Consider the following 21,730-nt stretch of genomic DNA (forward strand, 5'->3'; position numbering starts at 1 on the left):
GATCGACCGACGTTCTCCCCGCAAAACGGGGAGGACACCCACTCAGAGCGCGATGTAGCGATCGGAGCGGTGATTGATGGTGAGGAAGAGGTTCAGGACGACGGCGCCGAGAACCGAATAGAACACCACCGGCGGCGTGGTGACGAAGAAAGCAGCCGCAAGCACGCACATGTCGACGGCCAGTTGAACCAGGCCCGCGCGGATGCCGAAGCGCTCCTGCATGTAGATGCCGAGAATGCCGACGCCGCCCAGGCTGGCGCGGTGACGGTAGAGCGCGAGAAGACCGAAGCCGAGCAGCAGACCGCCAAGCAGGGCGGCCCATGCCGGATGAATTGCGGCAATGCTCATCACCTTTGGCTGCAGGCTCGTCAGCAGCGACGTCAGCCCGATGGCAATGAAAGTCTTCACGGTGAAGGAGACGCCGAGGCGCTTCCACGAGAGATAGAAGAACGGCAGATTAAGCAGGAAGAAGGCCAGGCCGAAATTCACACCGAAAGCGTAGTGCAGCAGAAAGGCGACGCCGGCGGTGCTGCCGGTCAGCAAACCCGCGCTGGCCAGGAAATAGAGCCCGAGGGCGGCAATAAGGCTGCCCGAGAAGATGCCCTGCACGTCTTCCACAGGTGTGTGACGCGTGGCTGTCGTATTCCAGAAACCAAGGGCATTGATGAGCTGTGTCATGTCGTTAGTCCCCGACGGCAGACGAGTTCAAGAACGCCCGAGGAAACCCGGGCGGCACGGAATGGAAATGATGAAATGCTGCCGGGCCTGCTTTTGCGTTCTTTCGAACGCATGTGCTCTTCGGCGTATGGCCTGAATTATCAGGCGCTTTCGCGGCTTTTTCAAGCGAAATACGTAAGTAAGGCTGACCTATTGCGAAATCGCAAGAAACGTTCGTTCACACCGTTTTGTGCGTAAGGAACAGAATGCCGAAAATGACATTCGCGCCATCTTTACGAATGGGCGTTTTGGTGACCGCGACGACTTGCAGGCCATGGCGCTCGCAGAGCTGACGGACATAAGCCTCCGAATGCGCATAACGCAGGGAAGGCTTGAGATCGAAGCCATCCCCATCGCCGGCATCCTCAACGGAAAAGGCAAAGTCGGCACCGGGGGCCGCGAGGGCCACGACAGCATCGAAAACAGTTTCGAGATTGCCGAGATACATCAGCACATCGGCCGCCGTGATCAGATCCGCGCGACGCTCGCCAGCGCCCAGGAAGAGACCGGTTGCCTCGGGCGCGAGTGACAGATCGGCTTGCGCCAGATGGTCGTAGACGTGCTTCTCCGCCGCCTTGGCCAGCATGTTCTGCGAGAGGTCGAAGCCTTCAAGACACGCCACCCGGTCGCGTATTTCCGGCCCGAGCAAGCCGGTGCCGCAACCGAGATCGACCGCCAGCGTGTAGTGCCGCTCCTTCGACGCGATGAGCGCCGCGAGCTTTTGCGGCACGCTGTAATCCAGCTTTTTGACCAGCGAGGTTTCGAACCGATCCGCATAGTCGTCGAACAGGCGCTCGACATAGCTGCTGGGCGGCTGGTCCGGCGTCGCGATATCACCAAGAAGCGCCAGCTTGAGTTCGGCGCCGAAAATGTCCTCGGGGCCGAGATCGAGCGCGCGCCGGTATGCATCGATCGCGCCGGATTTATTTCCGGCCTTCTCACGGTAGCCTGCCAGACGATACCATCCGGCTGCCCAGCCGGGTGCCAGCTCGAGCGCCTGCTCCATCAACTCGGCGGCGGCATCCGGCTCGCCGCCCTCGTCGAGCATCTTGGCATAATCGGCGCGGCGATCGGCAATAACATCGCCTGAGGTGAGCTGGTGCGGCTGCATGATGGGGACCTGTTGGGACGGCACGCATTTGGCGGCGGCCACAAAAAAACTCAAGTCCTATTTCAGAGGCAGAGGCGCCAGCTCTGAAAAAGGCTTGCGAGCAACGATTCGCGCCCGTATTTCAGGGATAAACAGGAGATGGCGCATGTCCGATCAGGTGAACAAGTTTCTGGGCGACTCGCTCGGCCGTACGTTGATCAAGCTTTTGGTCGTGTCGCTGATCGTCGGCTTCATCATGGCCGTGTTCGGCTGGGCGCCACTGGATTTCGTCTACGGCCTCCGCAATTTCGTGCTGGAAGTCTGGCATCGTGGCTTTGCCGCCCTCGGCCGTGTCGGTGATTATCTGTTGCTCGGCGCCACCGTGGTCATTCCGATCTTCCTCCTCATCCGCCTCTTCAACTATCGCAGGTAACATGAGCTCCATCGATCTTTCACGTCGTAACCTGCTGCGTCTGTCGGGCCTCGCGCTGGTCGCCAGCGTTGCCAGCTGCGCAACGGCGCCGCAGACACCCTCGACGCCGTCGGACGGCGAAGACCAGACGGCTGCCGCCCTACCCCTCGTCAACCAGCTGCGCGCCAAGAACGGCTTGCCGCCGCTCTCCATCGATCCCGCCGCAACGGCGGCAGCCCTGTACCAGGCCAAGCGCATGGCAGCGGCAGGCAAGATGAAGCACGTGATGGGCATCGGCGACGGCTTCGGCCCGCGCGTCAAGGCGAGCGGCGTGCAGCTTCCGGCCGCCGAAAACATCGCTGCCGGCCAGCAGTCTGTTCCGGCCGTCGTGACGGCCTGGATCAACTCGCCACATCATCTCGAAAACATGCTTGGCCGCTATACCGGCCTCGGCGTCGCGCTGGCGCATAATCCGGCTTCCAAAAACGTGCCATACTGGGCAATGGTGCTTTCCAGCTGAGGCGATTCTGCCTCCCCTTAGAGGCAGGCCCTTCAAGAGATGGACACGCACGGCAGCGAAAACAGGCTGGCATTCGATGTGACGCACCGGCTGGTGCTTTCCATCGCGATACCGATGACGCTCGGTTTCATGACGACGCCGCTGCTCGGCCTCGTGGATACCGGGGTGGTCGGCCATATGGGCCAGCCGGATGCGCTCGCGGGCCTTGCGATCGGCGCCATGCTCTTTGATCTCATTCTCGGCAGCTTCAACTTCCTGCGCGCCTCGACGACCGGGCTGACGGCTCAGGCGTACGGACGGCGTGATCAGCATGCGCAGCAAGGCGTCTTCTGGCGGGCGCTGATTTCGGCGGTCGGTTGCGGCCTGGCGCTGCTCTGTCTGTCGCCGCTGCTGCTTGCCGCGGGCCTCAAGCTCATGGGGCCGGAGAACGCGGTCGCGCAGGCGACCAGCACATATTTCTCGATCCGCATCCTCGCCGGCCCGGCAGCGCTCGCCAACTATGCCATTCTCGGCTTCGTGCTCGGCCGCGGCCAGGGAACCATCGGCCTGCTGCTGCAGACGATCATCAACGGCATCAACATCGTGCTCGCCATCTTCCTGGGGATCTGGCTCAACTGGGGCGTTGCCGGCGTCGCATGGGGCACCATGGTCGGCGAAACCGTCGGCGCGCTGGTCGGCCTTTTCATCGTGCTGCGCGGTTTCAACCGAGCCGACCGGCCGAAACGCGTAGAGATCTTCTCCAGGCATCGGCTGGGCGAGCTTTTCGCCCTCAACCGCGACATCCTGATCCGGACCTTCGTCCTGCTGGCAGCGTTCACGATCATGACGCGCATCGGCACGAGCTTCGGCGCCGTTACGCTGGCGGCCAACGCCGTGCTGATGAACTTCTTCCTGCTGTCGGGCTATTATCTCGACGGGCTTGCCAACGCCGCCGAGCAGATCACCGGAAGGGCGATCGGCGCGCGCTATCGGCCGGCCTTCGACCGCGGACTGAAGCTGACGGCGATCTGGTCCTTCGGCCTCGCAGCCATCATTTCCATTTTCTTCCTGATCGCCGGTCCCTGGCTGATCTCGGTGCTGACCACCTCGCCCGAGGTTCAGCAGACGGCGGAAACCTACCTGCCGTGGGCGGCGGTCACCGGCCTTACCGGCGCGCTGGCCTTCTTGATGGATGGCGTCTTCATCGGCGCAACGTGGTCAAGCGACATGCGCAACCGGATGCTGATGTCGTTTGCGGGCTATCTGCTCGCTCTTGCGATCTTCGTGCCGCTTTTCGGCAATCACGGCCTGTGGCTGGCGATGAACGGCTTCCTGCTGTTTCGCGGCTTCTTCCTGGCAATGCTGGTAAAGCCGCGCGCCGATCAGACGTTTCGCGCGGCCCAGTAATCCATCTTCGTGTCGCGGAACTCGCGGATCGAGGCAGCCTTCTCGAGGTTGAGCAGCGTCGACAGGCCACGGACGATCTGGGCGGGAAGCCCCGGTCCCTCGTAGACCATGCAGGAATAGAGCTGAACGAGATCGGCGCCCGCCCTGATCTTTTCCATTGCCGTTTCCGCCGACGACACGCCGCCGACGCCGATGATCGGCAATGCCGGGCCGACCCGCTTGCGGATCTTCGCGAGCACCGCCGTAGACTTCTCGAACACCGGCTTGCCCGAAAGGCCGCCGGCTTCCTTCGCCTGCTGCTGGTCTTTGAGGCCATCGCGGGAAAGCGTGGTGTTCGACACGATCAAGCCATCGAGCGCATGCGACAGCACTTCGGCGGCGATGTCGTCCATTCCCTCCTCCGTGAGATCCGGCGCGATCTTCAGGAAGACAGGCGTCTTCCTGCCTGACTTCGCTGCCTCCTCGTCACGCGCGGAAAGCACCGCCGACAACAGGGCGGAGAGACTCTCGCGCGCCTGCAGGTCTCGCAGACCCGGCGTGTTGGGCGAGGAAATGTTCGCGGTGAAATACCGCGCGACCGAATAGAACCGACGGATACCCTTCACGTAGTCATCGATGCGATCGGCGCTATCCTTGTTGGCGCCGATATTGACGCCGATGATGCCATTGCCCCGGATCGGGGAGAGGCGCGCAAAGGCCGCGTCATGCCCCTCGTTGTTGAAGCCCAGGCGGTTGATGACCCCCTCGTCCTCAACCAGACGGAAGATGCGGGGACGCGGATTTCCAGGCTGCGGCTTGGGCGTCACCGTGCCGATTTCGGTAAAGCCGAAGCCGATCTTCAGCAGCGCTTCCGGAACCTCGGCGTTCTTGTCGTAGCCTGCCGCCATGCCGAGCGGATTGGCGAAATCGATGCCTGCAACGGTCTGGCGCAGGCGCGGATCAGCAGCCAGCGCGCAGGCGGGCACGAGGCCGGACTTGAGGGCCGCGATCGACATGCCGTGTGCCGTCTCGGGGTCGAAAAGGAAGAGACCCTTGCGGGCGGCATGCTTGAAGAGATCGATCATGGCTGAAGGTCCGGAAAGATGTGGTGGCCGGCGCTATCCAACGGCAGCGGCTTTTCCCAAAGCACGGCTGAAAGCGGTAGGTCGGCGTAAAGATGCGGAAAGAGAGCGCCGCCTCGGGACGGCTCGAAGACCAGCTTGTCACCCAGCTTCCCGCCATCGACTGCGACCAGCAGCAAGCCAGCCTGGCCGGCGAAGTGGAGCGCGGCTGTCTGCTTGGCCTGATCTGCGGTCGAGAAATGAATGAAGCCGTCCGTCAGGTCGATGGCGGCGCCTCGGAACACGCCGCTCTCGCGGGCCTCCTGCCAGAGCGTCTCCGTCACGATCTTGTAAAGCGTGGGTGTCAGGGTCATGATGGCCTCATGAATGGCTGGTCTTTCCCGGGCTTTGCCGCAAAGAGGCGGCGATGTCCACGCCCCGACGCGAAAAATGCGACGGCCACCGAGATTTCCGGAGGAAACCATGAAAAATATCGCAATCGGCCTTGTCGCCTTCTTGCTGCCGCTGGGGGCACTTGCCGCCGAACCTGACACCTCCCGCTTCCAGCTCGAACGCAGCGGCGATCACTTCGTCCGGCTCGACCGCCAGACAGGCGCCATGTCGCTCTGCGAGGAAAAGGACGGTTCGCTCGTCTGCCGGATGGCCGCCGACGAACGCGCCGCCTACGAGAATGAACTCGACCGGCTCTCCGATCGCGTCACGGCGCTCGAGAACAAGAGCATCGTCAACAAGGCCCTGCCCTCGGATGCGGAAATCGACCGTTCCATCGGCATCATGGAGCGCTGGATGCGCAGCTTCATGGGGATAGTCAAGGAATTCCAGGGCGAAGAGCAGCGCAACGCCCTTCCGCAAAAGACCTGATTTGCTATAATCTATAGGTACGGAGGCCTATTTCGCGAGCGATCGCGGTATATGGAGACGTTATCGAGCTCTTGGGAGGGAGTTTTCGATGCATGAGCAGACGATAATCATCGCAGACGATCATCCGCTTTTCCGCGATGCGCTGCGTCAGGCTGTCGAGGGCATGGACGGCCACCAGGAAATCGTCGAGGCCGGCGATTTTTCCGCGGCGCGCAAAGCGGCCGGCGACCATCCGGATGCGGATCTGATGCTGCTTGACCTGGCAATGCCCGGTGTCAGCGGTTTCTCAGGACTGATGGCATTGCGATCGGAATTCGCCGGGCTGCCGATCGTGATTGTGTCCGCCTCCGACGACACGACCACCATCCACCGGGCTCTGGAACTCGGCGCCTCCGGTTTCATTTCGAAATCATCCGGCATCGAGGATATCCGCCGAGGCATCCAGACTGTGCTTGGCGGGGATATCGCAACGCCTGAAAACTATCGCGATGGACAGGAGCATGATCCTGACGTCGCCAGGCTGATCCACCGGCTGCATACATTGACGCCGCAGCAGAGCCGGGTGTTGACGATGCTCGCGGAAGGCCTGCTCAACAAGCAGATCGCCTATGAACTCGGTGTGTCGGAAGCGACGATCAAGGCCCATGTGTCCGCGATATTGCTGAAGCTCGATGTCGACAGCCGCACGCAGGCCGTGATTCAGCTCGGCAAGATCAACATGGCGCTGGTCGCCTGACGGCGCGACAGAGGATTTTATTCCTCACGTCTCTTTACTCCCGCATCGCTTGCCGCTAATATTTCAGCCGATAGGGAACCGCGCCTGCAGGCGCATGGAAGCAGGCGACATGCTGTCACACGAGCAGATCTGGGGAGCAATCGACAGGCTTGCCGAACGGCACGATCTGACGCCCTCCGGTCTTGCGCGCCGCGCCGGCCTCGACCCGACCTCATTCAACAAATCCAAGCGATTGTCCGCCGACGGCCGATTGCGCTGGCCGTCCACGGAATCGATCGCGAAGGTGCTCGACGCGACCGGTTCCAGCATGGAGCAGTTCATGACCTTCATGCGGCCGGCAAACGGATTTTCCAACATACCGGACGGCGCTTTTCCACCGCAGGGGAGCTCTATCCCATTGCTGGGCTTTGCCCAGGCGGGTGCCGGCGGCTTTTTCGACGACGGCGGTTTTCCGGCCGGGCAAGGCTGGGACGTGGTGGAATTTCCGGCAGCGCCCTCGCAAAGGGCCGGTGTCTATGCACTCGAGGTGCAGGGCGAAAGCATGATGCCGCTCTATCGCGACGGGGACGTGCTGATCGTCGAGCCCGGCGCGCAGGTGCGGCGTAACGACCGCGTCGTCGTCAAGACGCGCGAAGGCGAAGTAATGGCCAAGGTTCTGCTGCGCCAGAGCCCGCGTTCCATCGAGCTGATGTCGCTCAATCCCGAGCATCCGAACCGGACGATCGAGCTTTCCGATGTCGATTGGATAGCCCGGATCATCTGGGCCAGCCAGTAGGAAAATCTTCCATGCGTCCTGCGGCAATTCTGACGGCTGTTGCGGGGATCGGGGTGGTTGTCGGCCTTATCGGCGCGGGCGGCCAGAGGCTTGGGCGCACGGTAGATCCTAACCAGACATCCGAGCCAGCACCGGACGGTGGCCAAGCCGAAGGCACAACGACGCCCGCCCCGCAGCCGACAACCAATCCGCAAGCCAGCATGAATGCCAGAGCAATCGACGCCGCGAGCCAGTTCTACCCGGCTGCGGTGGACGGCAAGCCTCTCGAACGTGTTGCGGCACCCGAGCCGGAAAAGCCGAAAGCGACCGAAGAGAAAGAGGGCATGAACCTTCCGCGGCCCGTTGCGGAAAGCGCCGGCGTCCTCGGCTTCGGCGCCAGGCGGCTGCAGCTTGCCGGCATCATCCCCACCCCGGCGGACAAGATCTGCACCGACCCAAGCGGGGTCGAATGGCCATGCGGAATGCTTGCCAAGACAAACTTCCGGCTTTTCCTCAGACTGAGGACCGTCAGTTGCGATCTCGACAGTGCCGATTGGAGCGGCACAGTTACCACCTCGTGCAAGATCGGCACGCAGGATCTTTCGCAGTGGCTGGTCGAGACCGGCTGGGCCGACGCGGCGGACGGTTCGGCCCTCGTCGAGGCGGGTACAAAGGCGAAGCAGGACCAGAAGGGCCTGCATGGCGAGGACCCGCGCAAGGGTGTCCCCGTTCCCGATCCGCTGCCGGATGAACCAGCCGATCCCTTGTAATGCGCCGGACCAGTTCTTAAACTCGAGGCTCGCTAGAGAGGAACGATCCAGACATGAACAAGCCGCTTTCCGCCCACGATGCGTTGATCTACGTGATGGTGATGGCATCCGCCGTCGACAGTACGATGAACGATCGCGAACTGGAGCGTATCGGCGAGCTGATCGGCTTCCTACCGGTCTTTCGCGACTTCGACGAGGACCGGTTGATATCAGTGGCGCGTGACTGCGCCTCGCTCCTTGCCGGCCCTGAAGGGCTCGATGTCGTACTGGAGACCGTCAAGGATACCGTGCCTCCACGCCTCTACGACACCGCCTATGCGCTTGCTGTCGAAGTTGCGTCGGCGGACCTGTCGGTGAAGGCGGAAGAACTGCGCCTGCTCAGCCTGCTACGCGACCGGCTCGGCCTCGACAAGCTGACCTGCGCTGCCATAGAGCGCAGCGCCATCGCCCGGTTCCGCAAGGGTTAGTAAAGACCGTAAGGAAAATAGCGAAGGTAGATTTCCTGCAGGCGTCCGCTGCGCGAGAGCGCAGCGAGCGCATGGTCGAGCGCGGCCGTGAGAACATCGTCCTTCTGACGCAGCATGATGGTCATGCCCTCCCCGAGGAACTGCTCGGAGAGATAGGGACCGTCGAACAGCTCGCAGCACTTCGCCGAGGCCGGCGACGATACCCAGAAGGACAGCTGCAGCGAATCCGCGAAAGCGGCCTCGACCTTGCCATCCTTCAGCGCGGCAAGCAGCGCGTCCTTGCTGTCGAACGGCATCGCCTTCAGCTTGGGGAAATAGGAGGCCAGCATGGCTTCGTGCGCGGTTCCCTTGACCACACCGACCGTGTGGCCGGCAAGGGCCGTCGCGGCATCGCCCTGAACGGCAACCTTCACATTGCGAACGAAGCGCGCCGGCAACATGAGATAGGGCCGCGAGAAGGCAAACTGTCTCCTCAACTCGGCAGTCACCGCCACGCCGGCGATCACGGCATCGCCCTGCGACGCCCCGAGCGCATCCTTGAGATCAACGAAGGGTAGTGCCTGGATCTGGCATTTGTCGGCGATCTCGAGCTCTGTGCAGATCTCGCGCGCCAGATCGACATTGAAGCCCCCTAGCTTGCCGTTCTGATCGGTGAAGTTGAACGGCGGGAAATCCATCGACGTCAGGAAGCGCAGGCGAACAAGCGCCGAGAGATCCGGCTTGGCAAGGCGCTCGCGGGAATCGAACAGCAGAGGCAATGATGGCGTTGCCTGCTGGGCAAGCGCCGGAAACGCGCCCAACGCCACAACCAGAGACAGGAGAAAACTGCGAAGCCCCTCAAGATTTAGGGATGCCAGTCTAGATTGCATCATTATGCTTCGACCTCGGGGATTAGCATGCACTGCCATTGTGAAACGGTGTATCAGAGTCATGCGTATCGGGGAATATGCGCCAGGCGGAAACGAAGATTGCGAACGGCCACGGCATCCCGTGGCCGGCAGCACCATGCCGCCCGCGCAGCTCCCGCACCCCGACCCCTACCAGGCGGAAATCGAGGTTCTTCTGAAGCTCGGCATCGGGAAGCCAACGGTTGCGAAGGCGGCCCAGTCCGCTCGCCACCATGGCACGACCGTGGAGCAGGAACTGCTGGCAAGCGGCTTGATCGACCCCGACAGCTATTACGCGGCACTCGCACGCGGGCTGACGCTTCCGTTTCTTTCTGCCATCGATGCCTCGCTCGTCACCGATGACATTGCACTCGATACGCAGCTCGTCGAAATCAAGACGGTCCGGCTGAACTACGCCAGTAAGTCGATGTTTGCGATCGTTCCCGAAGCGAGAAAGCTGGCCGCGCTTGCGCAGGCATTCGAACGGCGGCCCGATATTGCTGACAGGATGCTCGTCACGACGCCGTCGGCCTTGCGCGCGGCGATCTGGCAGTCGGGATCCGAGCGCCGATTACGGCAGAGCATCAGCACGCTCTTCGACAAGGGCGCGCGCTTCAGCGCCCGCATTGTTCTTTCGGGGAAGCAGGGCTTCCTGGCGGGAGCCGGCCTGTGCGCGCTTGGCTTTGCCATTGCATCCAGTGCCCTTACGCTGACCATCATCCACGCTGCCATTTCGGTCCTGTACATGGCGGCGATCCTGGTCCGTGCCTGCGCCCTCTTCTGCCGCCATCGACCGACGGCGCATCCCATCGCGCCCCATCGCCTGCCCGTCTACACGGTGCTCGTCGCCGCCTACAAGGAGGCGGGGATTGCAAGCCAGCTCGTGGATGCGCTGAAACGCCTGAACTGGCCGGCGTCGAAGCTCGATATCAAGCTGGTGTGCGAGGCGGACGACCATGACACGATCGCAGCCTTCCGCGCGCAAAACCTTGGTCCGCAGTTCGAGATCGTCGCCGTGCCGGCCGCGCATCCGCGCACCAAGCCGAAAGCGCTCAATTATGCGCTTGCTGGTGCGAGGGGTGAATTCGTGGCGATCTACGATGCCGAGGATCGCCCGCATCCGGACCAGTTGCGCGCCGCCTATGCGCAATTCCTGGCCGGGCCTTCGGATGTCGCCTGCCTGCAGGCGCCGCTTGTCGTTTCCAATGGCTCCGCCTCCTGGATCAGTGCCGCATTTGCGCTGGAATATGCGGCACTGTTTCGAATGCTGCTGCCGATGCTGGCGCGCTATCGCCTGCCGCTGCCTCTGGGCGGCACCTCCAATCATCTTCGGCTTTCCGATCTCAGGAGCTGCGGCGGCTGGGACCCCTACAATGTCACGGAGGACGCCGATCTCGGGATGCGGCTGCATCGGCTCGGCTACAGGAGCGGCGTTATCAGCTGCCCGACCTATGAAGACGCGCCGACGACCTTTCGCATCTGGCTTAACCAGCGCACACGCTGGTTCAAGGGCTGGCTGCAGACTTGGCTGGTGATGATGCGTGCGCCGGTCGCGCTGGTCAGGGAAATGGGCATCGGCGGCTTCATCGTCTTTCAGCTGCTCATCGGCGGGATGCTGATTTCCTCGCTTGCCCATCCGTGGCTCATTGCGCTTCTTCTGACGACGGCCACCTACATTATGCTGGGTCTGCCGTCCCTCGGCAGCAGTGACGGCGCGCTCTTCGTCCTCGATATCGCCAACATGCTGGCAAGCTACGGCCTGTTTCTGCTCTTGGGAACAACGGCGATGCTGCGCGACGAGAAGAGGCGAATGGGGCGGGTCTGGGCCTATATTCCGCTCTACTGGCTGATGATCTCGGCGGCGGCCTGGCGGGCTGTCCTGGAGTTGCCCCTCAAGCCATTTTTCTGGGACAAGACACCGCATCTGCCTTCCGACACCGCACACAAGTTGCACAATCGTTAGCGACCGGCGACTACAAGTGAAGGGGCGAAAATTTTCCGGGGACAGCAGCTCGCTGTTAGCCCGGCATTAAGCAATTTACCATTCTAGTCAGGCCCGACGACACCGGCTCCCGGCCGAATGCATGATGCGCATGTCGAGCCTTCCCAGGCATCGTTCGTTCACGAACAGAACCTCGCCCTCCGCTTCTCAACTGCCTCCCCCAAGCCGGTGCAATACCGCCCACGAGTGGACCTACCCCATGCTGAAACACCTTAAAATTCGGACCAAAATCATATCCGTTGTCGCGCTTCTCGGGGTGATCGCACTCGCCGGGCTGATCTACATCGTCACCGAATTTCGTGGCGCGGACGCGGCCTATAGCGCCTTCATCGACCACGAGGCCCTTGCGGCTATGCAGGCATCGCGTGCCAGCGCCTCGGTCAACGCCGCCGTTCTGCAGACGACTGTCATCGGCGGCCTGAAGGCGGGCACGCCTGCCTTCGACGCAGCACTTGCCGCCCCGAACCGGTTTACGCAGGCCCGTGAGCGCCTTCAGCAAGCAGTGGATCTGGTTCCCAGCCGCCGGCAGGCGATCGATGAATTGCTGGCAAACATCGACGAGATGCAGGCCACCTCCAACAAGGCCACGGATCTTGCCAAGGCCGGCGACACCACCGGCGCGCAGCTTGCCGTCGGCATGCTGAACTCCCAGCTCAATGCCATCACGCCGAAGCTCATTGCCAACAATGATGCCTTGATGTCGCTGCTCAACGATGGCGGCGATGCGCTGTCGGCTACCGTGAACCAGCGGATCGAGTTCTGTTTCATCCTCATCGGCCTTGCCGTCCTCGCCGCCGTCGGCCTGAGCGTCTGGATCGCCCAGGCAGGTATTTCGACCCCGATGGCACGTCTGCGCGAACGGATGACCAAGCTCGCCCAGGGTGAGACGGCAAGCCCGGTCGACGGCCTCGATCGTCGCGACGAAGTGGGCCAGATGGCGGAAGCCGTCGCTGTGTTCCGCGACAGCGCCATTGCACGTGTCCGCCTCGAAGGCGAAGCCGAGCGCAACCGCAATCTCAGCGACAGCGAACGCCGCGAACGCGAAGCCCAGAAGGCGACCGAAGCCGCCGATCTTGCGCGCGCCGTCGACGCACTCGGCGATGGCCTGCGCCGCCTGGCAGCCGGCGATCTTGCCTCGCAGATCAACACGCCCTTCGTCGGCGACCTCGACGCCCTGCGCCAGGATTTCAACAACTCGATCTACAAGCTGAACGAGACGATGCAGACCGTGGGCGCCAATGCCCGCGCCATTAGCGCCGGCGCCAACGAAATCCGTTCGTCGGCCGATGAACTCTCCAAGCGCACCGAGCAGCAGGCCGCCTCCGTGGAGGAAACCGCTGCCGCGCTCGAGCAGATCACCACGACGGTCCGCGATGCTGCAAAACGCGCCGAAGAGGCCCGCGAGCTCGTGACGCGGACGCGCACCGGCGCCGAAAAGTCCGGCAACGTCGTCCGCAAGGCCGTCAATGCCATGCAGCAGATCGAGCAGTCGTCGGTCGAAATCGGCAACATCATCGGCGTCATCGACGATATCGCCTTCCAGACCAACCTGCTGGCGCTGAACGCCGGCGTGGAGGCTGCGCGTGCCGGTGAAGCCGGCAAGGGCTTTGCCGTCGTCGCCCAGGAAGTTCGTGAGCTGGCTCAACGTTCCGCCAATGCCGCCAAGGAGATCAAATCTCTCATCACCACCTCCGGTGATCACGTGCAGACGGGCGTCGCTCTCGTCGGTGAAACCGGGCAGGCGCTCGACGCCATCGTTCACGAGGTGCAGGAGATCAATCAGCACGTCCATGCGATCGCCGAAGCCGCGAGAGAGCAATCGACCGGGCTCCAGGAGATCAACACGGCCGTGAACACGATGGACCAGGGAACGCAGCAGAATGCGGCCATGGTCGAAGAAAGCACCGCTGCGGGCCATAAGCTCGCAACGGAGGCAGCAACGCTCACCAACCTCCTCGACCAGTTCAAGCTGACGGGCACGGGCGGCTTTGTGGCCGGCGTTGCCAGCGTCCATTCAAGTCCTGTCCAGGCAGCTCCGCGGGCGGCTTCGCAGCCGGTCGTGACCCGCAAGGCCCCTGTCCGGGTCGCAACGCCTGGCCTCTCCCGGCCAAGCTCCTCACCTGCACGCGCGCTGGGCCAGAAGCTCGCCAGCGCCTTCGGCGGCGGCTCCTCCAGCGCCAGCAACGATGCGGATTGGACAGAGTTCTGATCGGGTATCAGCCAATAGAAATGAAAAAGGGCGGCCGACAAGCCGCCCTTTTTTTATCGCTCTGATGCGTGCGACGTAGAGTCCTTGAAGGTCTTCCACCTCGCCAGAACGAAAACGGGCCCGGCATTATCGTGCCGGGCCCGTTTTCGTTGATCCGCGTTACGCTCAAGCAAAGCCGAGCGGTATGTTCTCCAGCGTGCGGCCACGGCCATAATCACGCTCGTAGGAGGAGCGCTTATCCTCGCGCTTGGCGGCACCTTCCGTTTCCGGCGCCAGATAGCCGTCTGCATAGGTTCCGGTATCGCCATAGTCCGGGGTTTCGCGTTTGGCCGTGAAGATTTTCAAAAGCATTCAGCTACTCCTCCTGATCGTGCAGACAACGACGTCGATAGCGTCTCGGTTCCGTCCTAGCGGAGAATAGTTAAAAATTAACTATAAACATTAGAGGATCGTCAATAAGTAGCAGCGGATCGAAGCCATCTTTGCCAAAAAATCGACGAAGGGCGGCCCGTGCGTCTGCCTATCATCATTTCGGATCATCGGAATGATTGGTCCTCGGCCGGATCAGCGAACGAACCCCTGCCCGATCCACATCCGGTGGCGTCATGTTCAGCCTAACGGTGAAGCGCGGGGGGCGCGGAACCGTAGTACTATCGCAAACAGCAAAGTGCCGAGGGAGGTCGAACTATGCTGTCTCGTGGGGGGATGACTGGAATAGCCATGGCGATTGGTCTGGTGGGGTGCGCAACAGTGGTGCAGGATGCCCCGACCAAGGTTTCAGCCGTTAAAATGACCTGCGACAGCGTGACCAACAAATGCCGAACGCCGCAATGGGGACTGCGCGAAGACCGATGGAAGGGTGAGCGCATTTCCTGGCGAGTGGAAACGCCGCCCGGCTGGACGCTGGCGGGCAATCCGAGCGCAAGCTATGCCGGCAAGGGCGTCTACGACGTCAGCGTCACAGAATGGGGACCGACCTTCCTCACATGCCAATGGCATGCCGAAGGCGGCTGGGGCCTCTTCGCCTCCGGTGGATGGGTCGCGGGCTACTGCTTTGCCGACGGCGTGCCTCCAGTGACCAAGATCACACCGCCTCCGGCAAAACCCGGCAAAAAACCACGCGCTGCCTCTTGAGCGTCTGACGCCCCCGAGTGTGCGCCAGCCGCCGGATTCATCCTTGCAAACCCAGGAGCGGTGGGTGATGCACAAAGCCGGATGGTGGGTGATAGCTGGAGCGGGTGAAGGGAATCGAACCCTCGTATTCAGCTTGGGAAGCTGCTGCTCTACCATTGAGCTACACCCGCGTTATCGCGACCTTTCCAACAGAAGGTGGTTTCTGTCAAGCGGGGCGTGGAGAGGTCACAGGCGGAAGTGCTTGGAGAGCTTCAGGCCCTGCGCCTGGTAGTTGGAACCGAGGCCGGATCCGTAGAGGCTGGATGGCTGTTCCTGCATGTGTTCATAGACGAGGCGACCGACGATCTGGCCGTCTTCGAGGATGAAGGGGACCTCGTGGCTGCGCACCTCGAGCACCGCGCGGCTGCCACGGCCGCCAGCGGGCGCGTGGCCGAAACCGGGGTCGAAGAAGCCCGCGTAGTGCACGCGGAATTCGCCGACGAGCGGATCGAAGGGCGTCATTTCGGCTGCGTAGTTCGGCGGCACGTGGACCGCCTCGCGCGACACCAGGATATAGAATTCATCCGGATCAAGAATGAGTTCGTTGCGGCCGCGGCTGTAGAGCGGCTCCCAGAAATCGAAGATGTCGTGCTGTGCCTTCTTGTCGACGTCGACGACGGCGGTGTGGTGCTTACCGCGATAGCCGATCAGGCCGTCCTTGTCGCCGGCAAGGTCGATCGACAGTGCGATACCACCGCCCGATACGTTCGGCTGCTTGCTGGCGACCAGCGTCTCGGCATCGTGCAGCGCCAGCAACTCCGGCTCGCCGAGCAGGGCCTGGCCGACGCGAAAACGGATCTGCGACAGACGCGAACCGCGGCGAACGACGATCGGGAAGGTGCGCGGGCTGATCTCGAGATAGAGCGGACCGGAGTAGCCTGCCGGGATCTTGTCGAATTCCTGCGCGTAGTCGGTGATGACGCGGGTGAAGATGTCGAGACGGCCGGTCGAGCTTTTCGGATTGGCCGAGGCCGACATGTCGACCGGCAGGTCGAGGCGCTCCATCAACGGCACGATATAGACGCAGCCGGTTTCGAGCACAGCGCCTTCGCTGAGATCGACGACATGGAGGCTGAGACGGTCCAGCTTGTCTGAAACGAGATGCGACGGGCCCGGCATGAAGCTCGCGCGGACGCGGAACGCCTTCGCACCCAACCGAAGATCGAGGCTCGCCGGCTGGATCTGATCATGATCCAGATCGCGCTCGGAAATGAGCCGCCCTGCTTCGAACAGCGCCGCTATCGCGCGATCCGCCAAAATACCTGTTTCGCGAGCCATCATGCCCCATCCATAATTTGCCGCAGACAAAACCAAAATCGAGGAATTGACGCAAGCACGCAACGGCAGTATTGCAGCTTTATCCCGTGGTGATTTGGCCGGTCGGCTTGCAGCCACGTTAAACAAGTGGCTAAATAGACCGGGTTGAAACCGGTCTGCATTTGCGGCCGGTTTTTTTGTGTTTGAAAGTGGTGATGGCATGAGCAAGACTTGGCGCCCGGCAACCCAACTCGTCCACGGCGGAGCGCTCCGCTCGCAGTATGGCGAGACGTCCGAAGCGATCTACCTCACGCAGGGCTTCGTCTACGAAACGGCGGAAGCCGCCGAAGCGCGTTTCAAGGGTGAGACCGAAGGCTACATTTACGCCCGCTACGGCAGCCCGACCAACGACATGTTCGAAAAGCGCATGTGCGCAATGGAAGGCGCCGAGGAAGCCCGCGCGACGGCGTCGGGCATGGCTGCCGTCGCTGCTGCCATTCTCTGCCAGGTCAAGGCGGGCGATCATATCGTTGCCGCCCGCGCCCTGTTCGGCTCCTGCCGCTGGGTTGTCGAGACGCTTGCGCCGAAATACGGAATCGAGTGCACGCTGGTCGACGGACGCTATCTCGAGAACTGGGAAAAGGCGATCCGCCCGAATACCAAGGTCTTCTTCCTGGAGAGCCCGACCAATCCGACGCTCGAGGTGGTCGATATTGCGGGCGTTGCCAAGCTTGCCAACCAGATCGGCGCAAAGGTGGTCGTCGACAACGTCTTTGCGACGCCACTCTTCCAGAAGCCTCTGGAACTCGGCGCTCACGTCGTCGTCTATTCGGCGACCAAGCATATCGACGGCCAGGGCCGCAGCCTCGGCGGCGTGATCCTTTCCGACAAGGAATGGGTTACCGAGCACCTGCAGGACTACTACCGCCACACCGGCCCGGCGATGTCGCCCTTCACGGCCTGGACCTTGCTGAAGGGCCTGGAAACACTGCCGCTGCGCGTCAAGCAGCAGACCGAGAATGCGGCCAAGATCGCCGATTTCCTGGCAGAGCAGAAGCAGATCGCCAAGATCATCTATCCCGGCCGCAAGGACCATCCGCAGGCCGATATCGTTGCCAAGCAGATGAAGGGCGGCTCGACACTGGTCGCGCTCGAACTGAAGGGCGGCAAGGAAGCCGCATTCGCGCTGCAGAATGCGCTTGAGATCGTGAAGATCTCCAACAACCTCGGCGACGCCAAGAGCCTGATCACGCATCCGGCGACGACGACGCACAAGAACCTGACGGATGAGGCACGCGCCGAACTCGGCATCTCGCCGGGTACGCTGCGCCTGTCGGCAGGCATCGAGGATGGCGACGACCTGATCGAGGATTTCGCCCAGGCGCTCGCCAAAGTGAAGGCCTGATCACAACTCAGGTGGCCGGGTCGCCTTCGATCCGGCCATCTTCCGGCATGGCAACCCTGCCGCCGCTCGCGCCAGGCGGGCAAGATATTAGTCTTAACACACGAAAAAGTCGCGATTCCGAGCATTTAGACGCATTTAAGGGATGTTCGAAGTACCGTTTATTGACGTATCAGGGCTCTTATAAGATACCAGTAACGTATTGCGGCTAAGGTGTAAGGCATGTACCGCGCGCTGACACGAGACATTGAAGTGGTGGTGGAGCCCTTTTATCTGGAGGAGCAATCCGACCCGGACGACGATCGCTATGTCTGGGGCTACCGGATCGTCATCAGCAACAATTCCGATCTGACCGTTCGCCTCGTCAACCGCTATTGGAACATTACCGACCAGAACGGCATCGTCGATGAGGTGACCGGAGCGGGCGTGGTGGGCGAACAGCCGCGCCTGGAACCGGGCGATACCTACGAGTATTCGTCGGGCTGCCCGCTCGATACGCCGTCGGGCCTGATGTTCGGCCATTACCAGATGGAAACGGAAAAAGGCGAGCTCTTCGATGTCGAGATCCCCGCCTTCTCCCTGGATTCGCCAGGACTGCTCAGAGTCCTGAACTGATCACTCTGCAGCCTCGGTCACTTCCTCGACCTCATAGCGATAGGTCGTGGAGCAGAATTCGCAGGTAACCGCGATCTGGCCGTCTTCCTGGCTGGCTTCGATTTCATCCGCCGAGAAGCCCTTCAGTACGCCCTTGATCTTTTCGCGCGAACAGGAGCAGCGGTCGAAAACCGCGCGCGGTTCGTAGACGCGTACGCCGCGTTCGTGGAACAGGCGAAAGAGCAGCCGCTCGGTTCCGACCTGCGGATCCGTCAGCTCGTCGGCATGGATCGTCTCGACGAGCGAACGAGCCTCTGCCCAGGCGTCGTCTTCCCGGTGTTGGCTGGTGCCGGTGTCGCCATCGCCGCCATGCAGATCGGACTGGCGCATGCGCTCCGGCGCCTCCGGCAGGAACTGGGCGACAAGCCCCCCTGCCCGCCAGCGGTGGCGCGCCTTGCCCTTCTCGTCGCGATCAAACAGCTCGGCCGCCGCAAGGCGAACGCGCGTCGGGATCTGCTCGGACTGGCGGAAATAGGTGCCGGCGATATCCTCCAACGTGGCGCCGTCGAGCGCGACGATGCCCTGGTATGGCTGGCTGAACTTGCCCTGATCGATGGTGAAGGCCAGCATGCCCTTACCAAGCAGTTGCTCAGGCTCGGTCTCGCCGGCCGCGATGGCGGCGTCGAGAAGGCCTTGATCGAAGCGGGCATAGGCGCGCACGTTTTCCGGCGTCGAGAAGTCGGCGACGAGCAGGTCGACCGGACCGTCGCTCTTCGTCTGGACCGTGAATTTGCCTTCGAACTTCAACGACGTTCCGAGCAGCACCGTCAGCGCGATGACTTCGGCCAGCAGCCGGGCGACCGGCGCCGGATAATTGTGGCGCTCAAGAATGGCATCGAGCATCGGGCCGAGCTGGACGGCGCGACCGCGCACATCCAGGCCTTCGACCTGAAAGGGAACGACGTGATCATCGCCGGCGAAATCGAACTCGCCGAGCGTGGCTGCAGGTTCTGCCATGGTCTTCTCCTAGTCTGTGAGCGGCGGACAAAGGTGCCCATCCGCTCGCGCGGCCACAGGCCTTTTCGGCCGAATGTGGCATCCAGTATGGTTCAGATCGCGCCCAGGCACCAAGCAAGAATCGACTTCTGCGCATGAAGGCGGTTTTCCGCTTCATCGAAGACCACGGATTGCGGACCGTCGATCACCTCGTCCGTGACTTCCTCACCACGATGGGCGGGCAGGCAATGCATGAACAATGCATCCTTGCCGGCCTGCGCCATCAAAGCCGAATTGACCTGATAAGGCTGGAAGACGTTGTGACCCCGGGCCCGATGTTCCTGATTCATGGAGACCCAGGTATCGGTCACCACGCAATCGACGCCGGCAACCGCGCGGTCAGCATCGTGACCAAGCATGATTTCGGCGCCCTCATTGCGGGCCCAGTTCAGATAGTGATCCTTCGGCTCGGAACCAAGGGGTACGGCCATGTTCATGCGATAGCCGAACCGCGCAGCCCCTTCGATCAACGAATGGAGCACGTTGTTGCCGTCGCCCGTCCATGCAACGGTCTTGCCCTTGATCGGGCCCCGATGCTCTTCGAAGGTCATGATATCGGCCATGATCTGGCAGGGATGCGTGTCGTCCGTCAGCGCATTGATCACGGGAACGGTCGCATGTTCGGCAAGCTCCAGCAGCCGGGAATGCTCCGTCGTGCGGATCATGATCGCATCAACGTAGCGCGACAGAACCTTGGCCGTATCGCCGATGGTTTCAGCGCGGCCGAGCTGCATTTCGGTGCCGGAAAGGAACAGGGTTTCGCCGCCGAGCTGGCGCATGCCGACGTCGAAGGAGACGCGCGTACGGGTCGAGGGCTTTTCGAAGATCATCGCCAGCATCTTACCTGCCAGCGGCTTGTCGCCCTGGCCTGCCTTGAATGCCTGCTTGCGGGAAATAGCGTCGTTCATGATCACCCGCAGGTCGGAGGACGATACCGCGGAGAGATCGAGGAAGTGTTTGGGGGAAGCCATTGTCGTTACCTATTACGCCCGCCGTCAGGCCGGGCACCTATCCGTTCAAGCCGTCTTCTTGATCTTGGAAGCGCGAACGCTTTCGGCGGCACGCTCCAGTCGGGCGAGGCCTTCTCGGGCTTCATCGGCGGTGACCACCAGCGGCGGGAGAAGACGAATGACATTGTCGCCGGCGGGGATCGCCAGCAGTTGCGCTGCGCGGATCGCCTGCAGCAATTCAGACGATGGCACGGCGGCCTTGACGCCGAGCATCAGCCCTTCGCCACGAACATCCTCGATGACGTCGGGATAGCGATCCTTGAGCGAGGCGAGCCCCTGGCGGAACACCAGCGAGACGTCACGCACATGCTGCAGGAAGCCGTCTTCGAGAATAACGTCTAACACGGCATTGCCGACCGCCATGGCGAGCGGATTGCCGCCGTAGGTCGAGCCGTGAGTACCGGCCTTCATACCAGACGCCGCCTCAGCAGTCGCCAGGCAGGCGCCGAGCGGGAAGCCGCCACCGATGCCCTTGGCGACAGCCATGATGTCAGGCGTCACACCCGACCACTCATGCGCAAAAAGCTTGCCCGTGCGTCCGACACCGCTCTGAACCTCGTCGAGGATCAGCAGCAGGCCGTTTTCATCGCAGATCTGGCGCAGCGCCTTCATGAATTCTGTGGTCGCGGGACGGATGCCGCCCTCGCCCTGAACGGGCTCGATCAGGATGGCTGCCGTTTCCGCTGTGATCGCGGCCTTCACCGCTTCGACATCGCCGAACGTCACCTGGTCGAAGCCCGGCGCCTTGGGGCCAAAGCCTTCCAGGTACTTTTCCTGTCCGCCGGCGGCGATGGTTGCCAGTGTCCGGCCGTGGAATGCGCCTTCGAAGGTGATGATATGGAAACGCTCGGGGTGCCCCTTGGAGAACTGGTAGCGGCGCGCCGTCTTGATCGCGCACTCGAGTGCCTCTGCGCCGGAATTGGTGAAGAACACCTTGTCCGCGAAGGTCGCCTGCGTCAGGCGCTTTGCGAATGTTTCCTGGCCCGGGATTTCATAGATGTTGGACAGGTGCCAGACCTTGTCTGCCTGCGCCTTCAGCGCACCAACGACATGGGGATGCCCATGACCAACCGAGGTCACGGCAACGCCGGCACCAAAATCAAGATATCGCTCGCCAGTTTCAGTGATCAGCCACACGCCCTCTCCTCGCTCGAACCGCAAAGGGGCACGAGAGTAGGTATCATAAAGCGGCGCGGCTTCAGCCATGGCGCGATCTCCTGTCATTGGCTACATCGGACTCCGGCTAAAAAGGGGGTCCAGAAAATTAAAAATGCCGCCTTTCGGCGGCAAGCAGCACTATTTACTTTTCGCACTGCAATGTCAACAAAACTGAGGTTTTAGTGCATGCGTCAAGCTGGCAATCAGG

The 21,730-nt window shown here is 62.1% G+C and carries 23 protein-coding genes, 1 tRNA gene and 1 riboswitch; of the genes, 13 read left to right on the plus strand and 11 right to left on the minus strand.

Going from position 1 to position 21,730, the window contains the following annotated elements; genetic code table 11:
- Positions 1-42: 42 nt before the first annotated feature.
- Together QTL94_RS02235 and QTL94_RS02240 are read right to left on the minus strand one after the other, a co-directional pair.
- Entirely contained in the window at positions 43-678 is a 636-nt protein-coding gene (locus QTL94_RS02235; RefSeq protein ID WP_065689411.1) for a YitT family protein, read from the minus strand.
- Positions 679-895: 217 nt separating this feature from the next.
- Entirely contained in the window at positions 896-1,828 is a 933-nt protein-coding gene (locus QTL94_RS02240; RefSeq protein ID WP_289800763.1) for a class I SAM-dependent methyltransferase, read from the minus strand.
- 145 nt (positions 1,829-1,973) lie between these two features.
- Between QTL94_RS02240 and QTL94_RS02245 the strand changes: the two genes are divergently transcribed.
- From QTL94_RS02245 to QTL94_RS02255, 3 genes are read left to right on the plus strand one after another with little or no spacing between them, the layout of a single operon-like run.
- Positions 1,974-2,240 (plus strand): DUF6460 domain-containing protein, encoded by a 267-nt coding sequence (locus QTL94_RS02245; protein WP_113520282.1) that lies wholly within the window; start codon positions 1,974-1,976, stop codon positions 2,238-2,240.
- 1 nt (position 2,241) lies between these two features.
- On the plus strand, positions 2,242-2,739 hold the full coding sequence (locus QTL94_RS02250) for a CAP domain-containing protein (protein WP_289800452.1): 498 nt from the start codon (positions 2,242-2,244) through the stop codon (positions 2,737-2,739).
- Positions 2,740-2,778: 39 nt separating this feature from the next.
- A complete protein-coding gene (locus QTL94_RS02255; RefSeq protein ID WP_065689408.1) occupies positions 2,779-4,125 on the plus strand; it encodes an MATE family efflux transporter in 1,347 nt (448 codons plus the stop codon).
- Here QTL94_RS02255 and QTL94_RS02260 read toward each other — a convergent pair.
- Positions 4,101-5,189, minus strand: a complete 1,089-nt coding sequence (locus QTL94_RS02260; protein WP_289800453.1) for a quinone-dependent dihydroorotate dehydrogenase — start codon at positions 5,187-5,189, stop codon at positions 4,101-4,103. The genes QTL94_RS02255 and QTL94_RS02260 overlap by 25 nt on opposite strands.
- Positions 5,186-5,539: a DUF952 domain-containing protein gene (locus QTL94_RS02265; RefSeq protein WP_289800454.1), complete on the minus strand. Its 354-nt coding sequence runs from the start codon at positions 5,537-5,539 to the stop codon at positions 5,186-5,188. Before QTL94_RS02265 ends, QTL94_RS02260 begins: the two co-directional genes overlap by 4 nt.
- Positions 5,540-5,648: 109 nt before the next feature.
- On the opposite strand from QTL94_RS02265, the gene QTL94_RS02270 reads away from it, so the two are divergent.
- The 5 genes from QTL94_RS02270 to QTL94_RS02290 all read left to right on the plus strand — a co-directional run bounded on the left by QTL94_RS02270 (position 5,649) and on the right by QTL94_RS02290 (position 8,774).
- Positions 5,649-6,047 carry a hypothetical protein gene (locus QTL94_RS02270; protein ID WP_065689406.1) on the plus strand — a complete coding sequence of 133 codons (399 nt, stop codon included), beginning with the start codon at positions 5,649-5,651 and terminating at the stop codon, positions 6,045-6,047.
- Between the two features lie 88 nt (positions 6,048-6,135).
- A complete protein-coding gene (locus QTL94_RS02275) occupies positions 6,136-6,783 on the plus strand; it encodes a response regulator (RefSeq protein WP_289800455.1) in 648 nt (215 codons plus the stop codon).
- A gap of 109 nt (positions 6,784-6,892) precedes the next feature.
- Entirely contained in the window at positions 6,893-7,558 is a 666-nt protein-coding gene (locus QTL94_RS02280; RefSeq protein WP_065690195.1) for a S24 family peptidase, read from the plus strand.
- An 11-nt stretch (positions 7,559-7,569) separates the two neighbouring features.
- Positions 7,570-8,307 carry a thermonuclease family protein gene (locus QTL94_RS02285; protein WP_289800456.1) on the plus strand — a complete coding sequence of 246 codons (738 nt, stop codon included), beginning with the start codon at positions 7,570-7,572 and terminating at the stop codon, positions 8,305-8,307.
- A gap of 53 nt (positions 8,308-8,360) precedes the next feature.
- Complete coding sequence (locus QTL94_RS02290) at positions 8,361-8,774, plus strand: tellurite resistance TerB family protein (protein ID WP_065689403.1); 414 nt, start codon at positions 8,361-8,363, stop codon at positions 8,772-8,774.
- Here the strand turns inward: QTL94_RS02290 and QTL94_RS02295 are convergent.
- Positions 8,771-9,646 carry a transporter substrate-binding domain-containing protein gene (locus QTL94_RS02295; RefSeq protein ID WP_289800457.1) on the minus strand — a complete coding sequence of 292 codons (876 nt, stop codon included), beginning with the start codon at positions 9,644-9,646 and terminating at the stop codon, positions 8,771-8,773. The two genes, QTL94_RS02290 and QTL94_RS02295, sit on opposite strands and share 4 nt — an antisense overlap.
- A gap of 58 nt (positions 9,647-9,704) precedes the next feature.
- On the opposite strand from QTL94_RS02295, the gene QTL94_RS02300 reads away from it, so the two are divergent.
- Together QTL94_RS02300 and QTL94_RS02305 are read left to right on the plus strand one after the other, a co-directional pair.
- The gene (locus QTL94_RS02300) at positions 9,705-11,624 is read left to right on the plus strand and encodes a glycosyltransferase family 2 protein (protein WP_289800458.1); all 1,920 of its coding nucleotides are present in this window, start codon (positions 9,705-9,707) and stop codon (positions 11,622-11,624) included.
- A gap of 238 nt (positions 11,625-11,862) precedes the next feature.
- Positions 11,863-13,872 carry a methyl-accepting chemotaxis protein gene (locus QTL94_RS02305; protein WP_289800459.1) on the plus strand — a complete coding sequence of 670 codons (2,010 nt, stop codon included), beginning with the start codon at positions 11,863-11,865 and terminating at the stop codon, positions 13,870-13,872.
- Between the two features lie 165 nt (positions 13,873-14,037).
- Here the strand turns inward: QTL94_RS02305 and QTL94_RS02310 are convergent, their stop codons facing one another.
- Positions 14,038-14,223, minus strand: a complete 186-nt coding sequence (locus QTL94_RS02310) for a hypothetical protein (protein WP_065689400.1) — start codon at positions 14,221-14,223, stop codon at positions 14,038-14,040.
- 369 nt (positions 14,224-14,592) lie between these two features.
- On the opposite strand from QTL94_RS02310, the gene QTL94_RS02315 reads away from it, so the two are divergent.
- Positions 14,593-15,006 carry a hypothetical protein gene (locus QTL94_RS02315; RefSeq protein WP_065689399.1) on the plus strand — a complete coding sequence of 138 codons (414 nt, stop codon included), beginning with the start codon at positions 14,593-14,595 and terminating at the stop codon, positions 15,004-15,006.
- Between the two features lie 96 nt (positions 15,007-15,102).
- Here QTL94_RS02315 and QTL94_RS02320 read toward each other — a convergent pair.
- A tRNA-Gly gene (locus QTL94_RS02320) sits at positions 15,103-15,176 on the minus strand.
- Positions 15,177-15,231: 55 nt separating this feature from the next.
- Positions 15,232-16,326: a 2'-deoxycytidine 5'-triphosphate deaminase gene (locus QTL94_RS02325; RefSeq protein ID WP_289800460.1), complete on the minus strand. Its 1,095-nt coding sequence runs from the start codon at positions 16,324-16,326 to the stop codon at positions 15,232-15,234.
- Positions 16,327-16,399: 73 nt separating this feature from the next.
- Positions 16,400-16,478: riboswitch (SAM riboswitch) on the plus strand.
- A gap of 44 nt (positions 16,479-16,522) precedes the next feature.
- Here QTL94_RS02325 and QTL94_RS02330 point away from each other — a divergent pair.
- Positions 16,523-17,707, plus strand: a complete 1,185-nt coding sequence (locus QTL94_RS02330) for an O-succinylhomoserine sulfhydrylase (RefSeq protein ID WP_065689397.1) — start codon at positions 16,523-16,525, stop codon at positions 17,705-17,707.
- Between the two features lie 219 nt (positions 17,708-17,926).
- A complete protein-coding gene (apaG, locus tag QTL94_RS02335) occupies positions 17,927-18,319 on the plus strand; it encodes a Co2+/Mg2+ efflux facilitator ApaG/CorD (RefSeq protein WP_065689396.1) in 393 nt (130 codons plus the stop codon).
- Here the strand turns inward: apaG and QTL94_RS02340 are convergent, their stop codons facing one another.
- The 3 genes from QTL94_RS02340 to QTL94_RS02350 all read right to left on the minus strand — a co-directional run bounded on the left by QTL94_RS02340 (position 18,320) and on the right by QTL94_RS02350 (position 21,570).
- Positions 18,320-19,315, minus strand: a complete 996-nt coding sequence (locus tag QTL94_RS02340; protein WP_289800461.1) for an Hsp33 family molecular chaperone — start codon at positions 19,313-19,315, stop codon at positions 18,320-18,322.
- 92 nt (positions 19,316-19,407) lie between these two features.
- On the minus strand, positions 19,408-20,325 hold the full coding sequence (gene argF, locus QTL94_RS02345; RefSeq protein ID WP_065689394.1) for an ornithine carbamoyltransferase: 918 nt from the start codon (positions 20,323-20,325) through the stop codon (positions 19,408-19,410).
- 45 nt (positions 20,326-20,370) lie between these two features.
- On the minus strand, positions 20,371-21,570 hold the full coding sequence (locus QTL94_RS02350; protein WP_289800462.1) for an aspartate aminotransferase family protein: 1,200 nt from the start codon (positions 21,568-21,570) through the stop codon (positions 20,371-20,373).
- Between the last annotated feature and the right edge of the window lie 160 nt (positions 21,571-21,730).

The organism is Rhizobium sp. S96 (genome assembly GCF_030382195.1).
GTDB lineage: Bacteria > Pseudomonadota > Alphaproteobacteria > Rhizobiales > Rhizobiaceae > Rhizobium.

Bases quoted from the DNA above. Each gene is read 5' to 3' on its own strand.
- QTL94_RS02290 (WP_065689403.1), top strand. From the start codon at position 8,361: ATGAACAAGCCGCTTTCCGCCCACGATGCGTTGATCTACGTGATGGTG.
- QTL94_RS02240 (WP_289800763.1), bottom strand. From the start codon at position 1,828: ATGCAGCCGCACCAGCTCACCTCAGGCGATGTTATTGCCGATCGCCGC.
- QTL94_RS02315 (WP_065689399.1), top strand. From the start codon at position 14,593: ATGGCGATTGGTCTGGTGGGGTGCGCAACAGTGGTGCAGGATGCCCCG.
- QTL94_RS02245 (WP_113520282.1), top strand. From the start codon at position 1,974: ATGTCCGATCAGGTGAACAAGTTTCTGGGCGACTCGCTCGGCCGTACG.
- apaG (WP_065689396.1), top strand. From the start codon at position 17,927: ATGTACCGCGCGCTGACACGAGACATTGAAGTGGTGGTGGAGCCCTTT.
- QTL94_RS02255 (WP_065689408.1), top strand. From the start codon at position 2,779: ATGGACACGCACGGCAGCGAAAACAGGCTGGCATTCGATGTGACGCAC.
- QTL94_RS02300 (WP_289800458.1), top strand. From the start codon at position 9,705: ATGCGTATCGGGGAATATGCGCCAGGCGGAAACGAAGATTGCGAACGG.
- QTL94_RS02260 (WP_289800453.1), bottom strand. From the start codon at position 5,189: ATGATCGATCTCTTCAAGCATGCCGCCCGCAAGGGTCTCTTCCTTTTC.
- QTL94_RS02275 (WP_289800455.1), top strand. From the start codon at position 6,136: ATGCATGAGCAGACGATAATCATCGCAGACGATCATCCGCTTTTCCGC.
- QTL94_RS02280 (WP_065690195.1), top strand. From the start codon at position 6,893: ATGCTGTCACACGAGCAGATCTGGGGAGCAATCGACAGGCTTGCCGAA.
- QTL94_RS02350 (WP_289800462.1), bottom strand. From the start codon at position 21,570: ATGGCTGAAGCCGCGCCGCTTTATGATACCTACTCTCGTGCCCCTTTG.
- QTL94_RS02270 (WP_065689406.1), top strand. From the start codon at position 5,649: ATGAAAAATATCGCAATCGGCCTTGTCGCCTTCTTGCTGCCGCTGGGG.
- QTL94_RS02305 (WP_289800459.1), top strand. From the start codon at position 11,863: ATGCTGAAACACCTTAAAATTCGGACCAAAATCATATCCGTTGTCGCG.
- QTL94_RS02295 (WP_289800457.1), bottom strand. From the start codon at position 9,646: ATGATGCAATCTAGACTGGCATCCCTAAATCTTGAGGGGCTTCGCAGT.
- QTL94_RS02340 (WP_289800461.1), bottom strand. From the start codon at position 19,315: ATGGCAGAACCTGCAGCCACGCTCGGCGAGTTCGATTTCGCCGGCGAT.
- QTL94_RS02325 (WP_289800460.1), bottom strand. From the start codon at position 16,326: ATGATGGCTCGCGAAACAGGTATTTTGGCGGATCGCGCGATAGCGGCG.
- QTL94_RS02310 (WP_065689400.1), bottom strand. From the start codon at position 14,223: ATGCTTTTGAAAATCTTCACGGCCAAACGCGAAACCCCGGACTATGGC.
- QTL94_RS02265 (WP_289800454.1), bottom strand. From the start codon at position 5,539: ATGACCCTGACACCCACGCTTTACAAGATCGTGACGGAGACGCTCTGG.
- argF (WP_065689394.1), bottom strand. From the start codon at position 20,325: ATGGCTTCCCCCAAACACTTCCTCGATCTCTCCGCGGTATCGTCCTCC.
- QTL94_RS02250 (WP_289800452.1), top strand. From the start codon at position 2,242: ATGAGCTCCATCGATCTTTCACGTCGTAACCTGCTGCGTCTGTCGGGC.
- QTL94_RS02285 (WP_289800456.1), top strand. From the start codon at position 7,570: ATGCGTCCTGCGGCAATTCTGACGGCTGTTGCGGGGATCGGGGTGGTT.
- QTL94_RS02330 (WP_065689397.1), top strand. From the start codon at position 16,523: ATGAGCAAGACTTGGCGCCCGGCAACCCAACTCGTCCACGGCGGAGCG.
- QTL94_RS02235 (WP_065689411.1), bottom strand. From the start codon at position 678: ATGACACAGCTCATCAATGCCCTTGGTTTCTGGAATACGACAGCCACG.